This is a genomic window from Fulvivirga sp., from assembly GCF_040220315.1.
Classification (GTDB): domain Bacteria; phylum Bacteroidota; class Bacteroidia; order Cytophagales; family Cyclobacteriaceae; genus Fulvivirga.
The window spans coordinates 1-12,328 of the sequence record NZ_JAVJUY010000155.1 but is presented as its reverse complement, the minus strand read 5'-3'; the positions used below and the strand labels follow the sequence as shown (position 1 = coordinate 12,328).

13 protein-coding genes are annotated in these 12,328 nt (G+C 36.7%); 10 read left to right on the top strand and 3 right to left on the bottom strand.

Features of this window, described 5'->3' with window-relative positions; genetic code table 11:
- The 6 genes from RLO81_RS07580 to RLO81_RS07555 all read left to right on the top strand — a co-directional run.
- The coding region (locus RLO81_RS07580) for an ATP-binding cassette domain-containing protein (RefSeq protein WP_502880440.1) at positions 1-960 on the top strand (960 nt) is incomplete at its 5' end.
- Between the two features lie 75 nt (positions 961-1,035).
- Positions 1,036-1,893, top strand: coding sequence for a substrate-binding periplasmic protein (locus RLO81_RS07575; RefSeq protein ID WP_350109535.1), 858 nt, complete (start codon positions 1,036-1,038; stop codon positions 1,891-1,893).
- 212 nt (positions 1,894-2,105) lie between these two features.
- Entirely contained in the window at positions 2,106-3,407 is a 1,302-nt protein-coding gene (locus RLO81_RS07570) for an NAD(P)/FAD-dependent oxidoreductase (RefSeq protein ID WP_350109532.1), read from the top strand.
- Positions 3,394-3,639, top strand: coding sequence for a hypothetical protein (locus RLO81_RS07565; protein WP_350109529.1), 246 nt, complete (start codon positions 3,394-3,396; stop codon positions 3,637-3,639). Before RLO81_RS07570 ends, RLO81_RS07565 begins: the two co-directional genes overlap by 14 nt.
- A gap of 94 nt (positions 3,640-3,733) precedes the next feature.
- Positions 3,734-4,786 (top strand): sensor histidine kinase, encoded by a 1,053-nt coding sequence (locus tag RLO81_RS07560; RefSeq protein ID WP_350109526.1) that lies wholly within the window; start codon positions 3,734-3,736, stop codon positions 4,784-4,786.
- Entirely contained in the window at positions 4,767-5,483 is a 717-nt protein-coding gene (locus RLO81_RS07555) for a LytR/AlgR family response regulator transcription factor (protein WP_350109523.1), read from the top strand. Before RLO81_RS07560 ends, RLO81_RS07555 begins: the two co-directional genes overlap by 20 nt.
- Here RLO81_RS07555 and RLO81_RS07550 read toward each other — a convergent pair.
- From RLO81_RS07550 to hemW, 3 genes are read right to left on the bottom strand one after another with little or no spacing between them, the layout of a single operon-like run.
- Positions 5,480-5,860, bottom strand: coding sequence for a hypothetical protein (locus RLO81_RS07550; protein WP_350109520.1), 381 nt, complete (start codon positions 5,858-5,860; stop codon positions 5,480-5,482). The genes RLO81_RS07555 and RLO81_RS07550 overlap by 4 nt on opposite strands.
- A 40-nt stretch (positions 5,861-5,900) precedes the next feature.
- Positions 5,901-6,644: a cyclase family protein gene (locus tag RLO81_RS07545; protein WP_350109517.1), complete on the bottom strand. Its 744-nt coding sequence runs from the start codon at positions 6,642-6,644 to the stop codon at positions 5,901-5,903.
- 1 nt (position 6,645) lies between these two features.
- Positions 6,646-7,773, bottom strand: coding sequence for a radical SAM family heme chaperone HemW (hemW, locus tag RLO81_RS07540; RefSeq protein ID WP_350109514.1), 1,128 nt, complete (start codon positions 7,771-7,773; stop codon positions 6,646-6,648).
- Between the two features lie 134 nt (positions 7,774-7,907).
- Between hemW and RLO81_RS07535 the strand changes: the two genes are divergently transcribed.
- From RLO81_RS07535 to RLO81_RS07520, 4 genes are all read left to right on the top strand, one after another.
- Positions 7,908-9,497: a ShlB/FhaC/HecB family hemolysin secretion/activation protein gene (locus RLO81_RS07535; protein ID WP_350109511.1), complete on the top strand. Its 1,590-nt coding sequence runs from the start codon at positions 7,908-7,910 to the stop codon at positions 9,495-9,497.
- A gap of 15 nt (positions 9,498-9,512) precedes the next feature.
- A complete protein-coding gene (locus RLO81_RS07530; protein ID WP_350109508.1) occupies positions 9,513-10,631 on the top strand; it encodes a DUF4271 domain-containing protein in 1,119 nt (372 codons plus the stop codon).
- A gap of 39 nt (positions 10,632-10,670) precedes the next feature.
- Complete coding sequence (locus RLO81_RS07525; RefSeq protein WP_350109505.1) at positions 10,671-11,447, top strand: uroporphyrinogen-III synthase; 777 nt, start codon at positions 10,671-10,673, stop codon at positions 11,445-11,447.
- Between the two features lie 114 nt (positions 11,448-11,561).
- On the top strand, positions 11,562-12,328 hold a 767-nt coding region (locus RLO81_RS07520), incomplete at its 3' end, for a PorP/SprF family type IX secretion system membrane protein (RefSeq protein ID WP_350109502.1).

Here is a 12,328-nt window from a genome sequence, read left to right as displayed (position 1 = left end):
CAAAAAGTTGATCTCAATATTCCATTAGGCACTTTAACTCTTGTAACAGGTGTTAGCGGTAGCGGTAAATCTACACTTATTCATGATACGCTCTTTCCTATTTTAAACCAGCACTTTTATAGATCAAGGCAAGAACCTCTGGGCTATAAAAAAATTGACGGACTGAAGGAACTAGATAAGGTAATTGAAGTAGATCAATCGCCTATAGGAAGGACACCACGTTCCAATCCGGCAACGTATACCGGAGTTTTTACAGACATCAGAGCTCTATTCTCTGAATTACCCGAGGCAAAGATAAGGGGCTATAAACCGGGTAGATTTTCTTTTAATGTAAAGGGCGGAAGATGCGAAACTTGTGAAGGTGCCGGATTGCGACTCATTGAAATGGATTTCTTGCCAGACGTTCATGTACCTTGCGAAACCTGCAAAGCCAAGCGATATAATAGAGAAACATTGGAAGTACGCTTCAAAGGCAAGTCTATTTCTGATGTGTTGGAAATGACGGTAGAAGAAGCAGTGGAGTTTTTTGAAAATCAGCCAAAGATACTTCGCAAGATTAAAACACTGCATGATGTTGGCCTCGGATATATCTCGTTAGGACAGCATGCAACCACACTGTCTGGAGGTGAGGCGCAACGTGTGAAATTGGCAACAGAACTCTCTAAAAAAGATACAGGCAAAACCATGTATATTTTGGATGAACCTACAACAGGCTTGCACTTTCAGGACATTCAACATTTGCTTGATGTGCTTTATCAGTTAGTTGATAAAGGAAATACTGTTCTGATTATTGAACATAACTTAGATGTAATCAAAGTAGCAGATTATATCATTGACCTGGGCCCTGAAGGCGGATCAGGTGGTGGAGAGATAGTTTGCAGCGGCTCACCAGAGGAGATAATTAAAAATAAAAAAAGTTACACAGCTAAGTATTTGGCGCCCGAATTGGCAAAAAAATAGACCGTTCATCCTTTAGGCGTCTTTCACTTTTCAAAAATTAATTTAGATTTCAGAGTCGGGTTAATTTTTTAAGTGATGAACAGAGTTGTTTTTTTCTCTTCAATTTCCATTCTTTTTTGGTGCTTTAATATCTCTATAGCACAGTTATCTGGGGATTCTTTTACTTCGGCAAAAGCCAGTAATACAGCCAACTGGGTATTTACCTATTCAGAAGCACCGGGCTTTGCTTCCTTAAATAAGGATGGTGAAATCACAGGTGTTTGCATAGATATTATGGACTACTTCAAAAGATATGTAGAGGAAAAACATGGCATTACTGTTACTATTAAGTTCGTAACAAAAGATGCAAACGACTTTACTAAGTTTTTAGCAAGTGTAAAAAACGCTGAAGGAGGGGTTTTTGGGTTGAGCAATACCACCATTACCGAGGCGCGTAAACCCACTTACAATTTTAGCCCTCCTTACATCACAAACATCGGAATGATTTTGTCAAACAATAATGTTCCTACGTTGGTAGACCTGCCTAATATAGCCGAAAGGTTTAAAGGCATGTCTGCTGTTACTGTTAAAAACACCACCAATGAAGACCGCATTTTAGAGATTAAGAAGCAGTACTTCCCTTCATTAAAAATTGAATACGTGCCCAGCTTTGCTCAGACCATGCAAATTATTGCGAAGGATAGTAAGAAATTTGCCAATGTTGATTTTACATATTACTTCGAAGCAATACAAAATAGGAAGCCAATTAAGCGGCACCCAGGGGGCGATGATAAGACAGAACAGTTTGGGATAATAATGCCTAAATCTAATGACTGGTCGCCTTTATTAGATGAGTTCATGAGTTCAGGTTTTTTACAAAGTGCGGAGTACAAACAAATTATATCTGCCAATCTGGGGCAGGCGGCCATGAAGTTTTTTGAGTCGTTGAAATAGGCCAAAAAAAGAAATGGTTCGAAAGAAAAAGCCGCAAACAGCGGCTTTTTCAATCAAACCAAAACCTTAAAACTCATCAACTATGAATTTGCGATTGTATAGGTATAATCAATATTTAATTAAAAGAGTTCCCCTCTTAAATTAAATACCAATTGTTGGTGTTAACTATGCACTGAGACTTAACTTCGCACCAGCAAAAATACACTGGCATTATGGTTAGAATTCCAAAGAGCGATAACCCTAGAATAGTAATAATTGGCGGAGGTTTTGCCGGTATTAAACTTGTTAAAAAACTTAAAAACCTCCCAGTTCAAATTGTTCTTTTCGATCGTAATAATTATCACACGTTTCAGCCGCTGCTTTATCAGGTAGCAACAGCAGGCCTCGAACCCGATTCTATAGCTGACCCTCTCAGAAAACAGCTGGAGCCGGTCAAGAATTTCTTTTTCAGAATGGCTGAAGTATATTCAGTCGATTCATCTACGAATTCGATTCAAACTGAAATAGGTGAACTGAGTTATGATTACCTTGTTATTGCTACCGGTTCCAAAACCAATTATTTTGGGAATGAGTCCATTATGGATCATGCATTTCCATTAAAGCAGATACCGCAGGCTCTGGATTTACGAAGCCATATTCTACAAAACTTTGAATCGGCCACCATCAGCGATGATGAAAAGGAAAAGACATCGCGAATGAACATCGCCATTGTGGGGGGTGGGCCAACAGGGGTTGAAGTAGCCGGTGCTTTGGGTGAGTTGAAGAAAAGCATTTTGCCAAAAGACTATCCTGAGCTGGATTTTAAAAACATGAACATCACACTTTTAGAAGGCACATCCAGGCTGTTAAATGGAATGTCTGAAAGTGCATCGAACAGGGCAATTAAATATTTAAAGAAATTCGATGTTCATGTGAAGTTAAATACATTGGTAACAACATATGATGGGCATAAAGCTCATCTTGACAATGGTGAGACAATTGAAACGCATACACTTATTTGGGCAGCAGGAGTGCAAGGTAATTACCCTGCAGGTTTGCCGGAAGAGTCAATATACAAAAGTCGATTGAAGGTTGATCGAACAAATAAGCTTATAGGGACAGAGAATATTTATGCCATAGGTGACATTGCTACTATGACCACAGATGAGTATCCCAGTGGACATCCCATGCTTGCCCAGGTGGCAATACAGCAAGGCAGGTTGCTTGCAGAAAACTTTAAAAGATTACTTCAAGGAAAGGAACCCAAACCCTTTGAATACAACGACAAAGGATCGATGGCTACTATTGGAAGAAATAAGGCAGTGGCAGATTTACCTGGTAATATTCGTTTAGGTGGCCTAATTGCCTGGTTGCTTTGGATGTTCGTTCACCTAATTTCAATCATTGGATTTAGAAATAAAATTATTGTATTTAGTAATTGGGTGTGGAATTACTTTACCTATGATAAAGGCACACGATTAATTATTAGAAGGTTTGTGCCTAAAAAACTGAAGATTAAGAATGAAGCCGTTTAACACTCAATACATCGTAGCAACATTGATGTTAGCTTTTTCTTTATATCAGCTTACATTACCCGATTATTGGGAGTTTAGCCTTTATTGTTCAGCTGGTCTGGCGTTTTTAGTGATGGGGTTAATTAAAAATAACGCTTTCCCTCAATACAAAAAGTTGTTGACCATTCTTTCATGGGGGTTAATTTTCCTTGCCGCATTTTTATTACTGTTTCTAGCCAGAACAGATGTTTAATGCCCCTTAAGCCATAAATACTTCCATTGGTAACATTTTATATTCTTTGAAATCCAGAATTGGTAATTTTAAGTATCATTTTCGGATTTAACTCTTGAATAAGCTCAAACTATATTGGTCTTTACAGATAGGTGGCTGGCTCATGTTTGCCATAGTACAGATTTTGGGCTTTTTACTTTTAGGAGATGTGAGGCTTTCACTTTCCCAGATTATGTTCTGGTTTTTAGAGGCGGGGTTGTTTTTAGTTACAACTCATTTATTCAGGTCTTTTATCATCAGGCGTAAATGGCTGGACTACAATATGTCTAAGCTAATACCAAGGGTAATACTCGCTGTTTTAATATTAGCAGTCCTAGTTTATATTCTTAGAATGGCCATTGCCATGCCACTAAATATGTACAATCCTAATGTGGCTTGGAGATTCGTTAATTTCTTGGGCTTGTCAGCAGTTTATGCACTAATCTTCTTTCTGTGGTCTGTGCTTTACTTTATTTACCATTATTTTGAGCGTTATAATACATCATTAAAGCACGAGGCAGCTATGAATGAGATAGAGCTAAACAATCTCAAATCTCAATTAAACCCCCACTTTATTTTTAATGCCCTAAATAGCATTCGAGCATTAGTAGATGAAAACCCAAAAAAATCGAAAAACTCCATTACACAGCTTTCAAATATCCTTCGAAATTCATTAGTAACAGATAAAAAGAAGCTCACTTCCTTTAATGAGGAATTAAAAATAGTAAAAGATTACCTGGGCTTGGAAACCATACGCTTTGAGGAAAGGCTTAAAACCACTTTTGATATACATCCTGATTCAAACATGTTTCAAGTACCACCTCTAATGCTTCAAACGCTAGTAGAAAACGGGGTAAAGCATGGTATTTCAAAACTCAAAGAAGGGGGTTTCGTTCACTTAAAAACCTTTGTAACAGATCATGAATTTGTTGTTCAGATTAGAAACAGTGGCACTTATAAACTTAATGGTGTATCACGAAATAAGCCTGGTCTGGGATTGAAAAACACACGTCACAGGTTAGAGCTATTGTATGGTGACAAGGCTAGCGTGAAAATTAATAATGAATCAAAGAATATTGTTTTAACAGAACTTATAATACCTAATACTTATGAGAGCATTAATAATTGATGATGAGCGTTTAGCCAGAAAGGAACTTCACTCATTGCTATCTGATCATGCAGATATTAAAATCATAGGCGAAGCGGCTAATGCCGATGAGGCGTTGGAACTGATTAACAACGAAAACCCCGACTTACTTTTTTTGGATATACAGATGCCTGGAAAAACAGGTTTTGAATTGCTTGAAATGTTAGATGACGTTCCTCAGGTAATTTTTACTACTGCTTATGATGAATATGCCCTAAAAGCATTTGAAGTTAATGCACTCGATTATGTATTAAAGCCTATTCAGCCTGAAAGACTGGCAGAAAGTCTAAAGAAGCTTAAAAAGGTTGAAGAGGCAGAAAAAGCAAAAGCACAAAGTGGTAAGTTGGGTATCGATGATCAGGTGTTTGTGAAGGATGGCGACAGATGTTGGTTTGTGAGCCTTTCTAATGTCAGGGTTTTTGAATCAGATGGGAATTACATAAAAGTATATTTTGACAATAACCGGCCCATGATTCATAAATCTTTAAATGCATTAGATGAAAAGCTGGATCCTAAACACTTTTTTAGGGCGAGTAGAAAACATATCATCAACCTAAGCTGGGTAGAAAGTATAGAACCCTGGTTTAATGGTGGTTTAATGGTAAAACTAAAAGGGGGCGATAAGGTAGAAGTAAGTAGAAGGCAAGCAGCTAAGTTCAAAGACAGAATGAGTCTTTAACTCGATTGAGATTGTTGTTTTACTAGTTCAATTAGTTCGGCTTCAACATTCCAGTCTTTGGCAAGCTTTAGCATGGCCGTAGCCTCAAGTTCGGTTACATAACCTTTTAAGTTGTTGGCTTGCCACACCATATCAATGTACATTACACGTTTTTCTTTCGAATAATCACCAACTACGTCATTCAGGTATTCTCTGGCTCGGTCGAAAGAATTAAAGTAATCTTTGGCTATGAACTCATTGGCCCATTTTAACTCTTTATGACCGTTAAGCTCATCAGCGGTTTCTTCCAAATTTTGGCGTTCATCATCATCTAATCCATGATAATGGAAAATTACAGATTTTAAGAGCAGGTAAGCCTTTTTTTCTTCGCTGGTCATAGTTTAAGAAATACAAAAAAATGAATTATTATGATAAATACTAACATAATTCAAGTTTATAAATTACTGGTCTGCTAGGAGTAGCATCCAGTACAATATTAAGCGTTTGTAAATTCAATAGGTATAATCCATCATTGATATTGTTATCAACGTAAATTAATTCTGTGATGGTGCAAGCTTCTCTTTTTGTTTCATTCATGCCCCAAAAAGATTTATGTGCTTCAAGCTTACCGCCATCAATCTCTTTGTCTACTGAAGGTAAATCAACCAATAAATGCTTTACTCCTTCATCGTTTAACTTTTTGGTTATTCCAGCTTCTAAGTAAGGGGGGTTAGTGCCGGAGTACTTTCTTATTAATTTGTTCTTGCTATTAGGCAATGTTCTAATAATGACTGCTTCAGTCAAATGCTGCCTTTTCTTGTTAAAGGCATCCAAAGTAAGTGCTTCATCACCATTTGTCAACGCTTCAGGCTCAAGCGTTATTAATTCAGCAATGCAATGATGAGATTTGTGCAGGTGGTGTATTGTAGCATTCTCATTACGCGAAATATGCCCATACGTTTCGGTATGTGTACCATTACCATGGGGTATTAAGGTTATTTGCTTATGATTAACACTTCCACCTTGCTTTACATCACCAATAAAATCACCAGATTTAATTACTTCAAATCGCACGTCAGCCGCCCAATAACATGACGGATTTCTTGCACCATCATTAATCGGAATAGAAATGTCAATGGGTTCAGATAAATCAGCCCGATACGATAGGTCCTTGTATTTCAAATTAATAATCATCGTCATTATTAATAATAAATAAATCTTCAGTAATCTGGTCAGCAACAAGTTTCCCCTCCTGCGTCAGATATATTTTATTATCCTTTCTAATTAGCCTATTTGTTGATACTAAGTGTTCAATATAATTAAAATCTAACCGCTCAGTTAAATTAAACCTGTCAAGGTCTACACCCCACTTAGTTCGTAATGATGTTAATAAGTAATCATTGGCTTTATCAATATCGGATAGTCTTTCAATAAAAGCCGGCAGCACTCCTTCTTCAATGGCTTTTATATATTTTAGATTATTAGAAATATTACGCTGCCTGGAAACCAGATTATATGAATGCGCACTTGGTCCAACTCCAAGATAAGGTTTTTGTCTCCAGTAAGATGAATTATGTAGTGATTCAAATCCTGGTAAGCAAAAATTTGAAATTTCATAATGCTCATAACCAGATTTGGTTAGTTCAGAAACGAGTATTTCAAATTGCTCAGCAGCAAAATCTTCACTTACAGGTTTCAGTTTCCCTTTCTTCGCCCAATTTCCAAATGCAGTGTTTGGCTCAATGGTTAAACAATATGCAGATATGTGTTGCGGAGCATAAGACAATAGTCTTTTAATATCATTTCGCCATTGATCATGATTTCTATCGGGTATGCCATAAATAAGATCAACACTTACATTGCTAAATTTGCTCGCATTAATTTCTTCAAGAACTTTAATTGATTCTTTACTGGTATGCGCTCGATTTAAAAACTTAAGCACATCATCATCAAATGATTGCATCCCAATGCTAAGCCGATTAACCCCGGCATTCGCTAGCAGTGTCAACTGTTCACTAGATAAGTCATCCGGGTTTGCCTCCAAGGTTATTTCTTTACAATGGGTGGTATCGAAAGAGGAATGGATAACTTCAAGAATAGATTGTAGTTCCTTATCATTTAACATAGATGGGGTTCCTCCTCCAAAATAAATGGTTTCAATTGGCTCGGTTAAGTATTTCTTTTGTAATACAATTTCCTTAAGAATTGAATTTACCATCTGCGTTTGCTGGCTTTGATTTGTACTGAAATGAAAATCGCAGTAGTGGCAAGCTTGTTTACAAAAAGGAATATGAACGTATATACCAGCCAATTTTTTATCTTTAATCGCACTTAAAGTTAGCGGATTTCTTGAGGCGTTTTACAGTAATCATCTTTTTCCTATTATCTTATTTCAGCTTACCAGTTTATGGGCAGGTAGTAAGAACGTTCGTTAAATCCGATAGTTTGATTCTAGCAAATTATGGAAAGGATTTTCTCAAAATTAGGCAAGACTCATCGGGGTTGGCCAGATTGTCACAAGATGTACTGAATGAACTATATGGTAAAGGGTATTTAGAGGCTGCCTTTAAAATTTTTAATAAAGACTCTATTTATGCTATTCACTGGGTAGTAGGCGAAAAATATCAATGGGCTACTCTTAGCCCTGGCAATGTTCCGGAATATATGTTGAGTAAAATCGGGTATCGAACTAAACTTTATTCCAATGAACCCTTTAATCCAGATCAGTTATCCAAGCTCTTGAACAGCATTATTAAGGAGTCTGAAAATAATGGGCGACCCTTTGCGTCTATTAAATTAGATTCCTTATCCATCATAGATGAAACTTTCTATGCTACCTTAAATTACGATTCAGGCCCGGAGATTCTATTTGATGACATGAGCATCTTAGGTACAACTAAAGTGAAGCAAAAGTGGCTAGCAAGCCACTTAGCTATCAGATCAGACCAGGCATATAATCAAAAGTTAGTGGATAAGATTCCAGCAACCATAGAGCAATTAAATTATGTTAGCCTAATGGGTATTCCTACTGTTATATTTAAGAACTCCCGGGCAGAAGTAGTAATAGAATTGGCGGATAATCAAGCTAACTCCATAGACGGGATTGTTGGTTTTCTGCCCAACGAACAAGAAGATGGCAAACTACTGGTTACTGGGCAGGTGTACCTTGGGCTTAGCAATCTGTTTAATTCAGGAAAATCCCTGAACCTGGAGTGGCAAAGTCTGAGGCCAAGAACGCAGTTACTCGATCTCCAATACCGGCACCCTAACGTCTTTAGATCTAATTTCGATTTCAAGGGCAACTTTTATCTGTTTAAAGAAGATTCCATTTTCCTTAATAGATCAACTCAACTTACCATTAGTTACAACAACTATCGAAGTGAGTTAGGAGCATTTTACAGGAATAATAGTTCAACAACCCTTACAACTAATACAGAGGTTGAGAACATCAATGACTTAAAAGTAAATTACTATGGTTTGACCTATGCATATCGTTTTAACAGCACCTTTAATACGGCTAAAACAGGCTTATTCATTTATGGTGAAGGTGCTATTGGTAACAAGGAAATAGAAAGGATTACGCTTAGTACATCAACACAGTATGCACTAAAGGCAGATATTAAGGCACAAATACAAATTTCTAAAGTATTTTCAGTTTATAATGGCCTAATGGCGGGGCAGTTAATCAACAATGATTTGCTAAGGAATGACTTGTTTCGTTTAGGGGGCTTAAAATCAATTAGAGGATTCAATGAGAACTTTTTCTTCGCAGAAAAATACTTTATTAATAAAACTGAGTTGAGGCTTTACTATCAACCAAACTCTTATCTGTTTCTTTTCTATGATCAAGGAGTTCTAGATTACGAATTGACAGGCGAGCAATATAATGACAGTCCGTTGGGTATAGGAGGAGGAATTGCACTCAAACTTAAGGGCGGGTTGTTGAATCTCGCTTACGGCCTGGGTAAATCAAACGATCAGGACTTTGATACCAGATTGTCTAAATTTCATTTCGGATATATTGCTAGATTCTGATACCTTCGAGTTCAAATGTATAAAAAGCTTTATTTATTTATTCTGGCCTCCATGCTCTGCGTCTCATCCACAGCTCAGGTTGATACTGTGGCTGTTCAGGATTTTAGCAAAGAATGGATTTTCTACAATGGTTCGGAGGTACTTCCTCTTGTTAAGAAAAGCGATTTCAGAGGTAATATTATTTCTTTCAATGTAGATAAAGTCAGTATTCAAGACGCCTTAATACTCATTTCTCATCCAAAAAATTATTCCGTTTTTATTAATCAAGAATTGGTAGTAACCGGAGCAAATGATGTTTATCTCAATATTGCTGACTTAGGCGTTAACAGTTCAGAAATAAATCTGACAGTTTTTTCTAAAGAATTGAATCCCTACTTATTAAAAACCACTGCACTAAAGCTTGTTGAACAATCACTGGCTCCTTTATCAACCGATGTGGTAATCATCAACCCCCGTTCAAAACAGGCATTTAAGAGCGTTTATATTACTGCATGGATTATCGTGTTAATTTATTTAGCCACACTTTTAACGTTGTATCCAAGAACCCTGGATGAGTATTTTAAAGTGACGAGAGCATTTTCACCTAGAGAGCTGGATGAAAACCTTCTTAAAAATCGTGTATTTACTGGTATCAATATCAGCTTTTATGTGTTCATTAGCTTGTCTGTCGGACTTCTTATTATTTCAACAATCCATTTGTCAAGCCTATTTCCTGAGCAGTTAAGATATTATCCAACTACAATGTTAGAAGGTTTGGGAAACTGGCTGTTCATATCCATACTTGTGTTAGTGTCAATATTTTTAAAATATGTTATTTTGAGTGTATTTACAGGACTCTTCCAACTCAAGGATTTCTTAAGCAACCATTTCTATAATTTTCTCAGGCTGGGCCTGATAATTACCATGCCCTTAAATGTATGTATGGGCATTGCCTATTTTGGTATTTATCAATATCCGCATAGCATGTATCAAAGTGTCTACTCATTATTATTATATGCCAGTTTAGTAGTAGTGGTTGTGATCTACATCAAATTAATGAATTCCGGAGGCTATAAAAATCTTCATTTATTTTCATACCTTTGCGGCACAGAATTGATACCCTATGTGATCATTCTGAATTTAGGAATTTATTAGAATCAAATTACTCAATAAGGTTATTCGTTGATTTCCACTATGACTGACAATGTGAAAGAGAGGATGCGGGAAGTGAAAAGTATCCTGGTCTCCCAACCCGAACCAAACGATGAAAATTCTCCCTATTTTAAGCTTGCTGAAAAGTACAACCTGAAAGTTGATTTCAGACAGTTTATTCAGGTCGACCCCGTTTCTGTAAAGGAGTTTAGAAAACAGAAAATAGATATACTTAATCACACTGCTATAATTTTTACCAGTAGAAATGCAGTAGATCATTTCTTTAGTATTTGCGCAGAATTAAAAATAGAAATGCCTGCGGACATGAAATACTTCTGTATCTCTGAGCAAACAGCTAATTACCTGCAGAAATATATCATTATTAGAAAAAGAAAGATATTCACTGGACACAGAACGGCAGGTGATTTAATCGAGATATTAAAGAAGCATAAGAATGAGAAGTACTTGTTCCCTTGTTCGGATATTAGAAAAGATGATATTCCGGAATTTCTAGGGCAAAATGGCTACAATTATTCTGAAGCTATTATTTACAGAACAGTTGCAAGTGACTTGAGCGATCTTGAGAATGTTTACTATGATATTTTAGCATTCTTTAGTCCTTCAGGCATCAATTCACTTTTAATAAATTTCCCTGACTTTAAACAAAATAAAACGAGAATAGCGGCTTTTGGCCCAACAACAGCGAAGGCGGTAAAAGATGCAGGATTAATTCTTGATATTGAAGCCCCACTTCCAAATGCACCTTCTATGACAGGTGCCATTGAGTTGTATATAAAGAAAGCCAACGGACTTAAATAGCCCAAATTAGGGGATATCGATCACCGGAGATGGTAATTTTTGTTCTTTTAGAGTTGGTTTCTTGAATCTATTCTTAAATTTCATGTATATTTAAGACTGCTTTAGACTTCAGGTATGCGAAAAATATTTTTTTATATATGGCTGGGGGTCTTATTTTTTAATAGCAATATAGTAAAGGCCCAGCAGGATGCACAGTTTTCTTACTACATGAAAAACATGTTGTACTACAATCCTGCATTTGCCGGGTCAGAAGGTATTACACAAATCACAGCACTCCACAGAACACAATGGGCAGGGTATGCATCTTCATTTGATGATGGTGGCGCCCCACAAACTCAAGTACTTAGTTTAACAACACCCATATACAAATTCAGAAGTGGTTTTGGCGCACATATCGTAAATGATAATTTAGGCCCTTTAAATAACTTAGAGATTCAATTATCCTATGCGTATCACTTGGGTATAAAAAATTCAAAGTTAAGCTTTGGAATAAGAAGTGGTATTTACTCACAATCAATAGACTTTGATCAGTACAGGCCGATAGATCCTAATGATGAATTGTTAAGCAATAAATCTGGTAAAGAATCACAGGTTAGGCCAGACCTGGCAATGGGAGTTTATTTTCGATCAGAAAAATACTATGCAGGCTTTAGCTTCAATCACCTTTTAAAAGCGGAATTTGATTTTGGTACTAATACAATTAGAAACGCATTAGAAAATCATGCATACTTAACACTTGGTTATATCCATAGTGTAAATTTTGATCTTAAATTAGAGCCATCCATGTTAGTACAAACTGACTTCAACCAATACAGCTTTATATTAGGAGGATTGGCACATTATAAAGATACCATGTGGGGTGGGGCATCGTTCAGACAAGG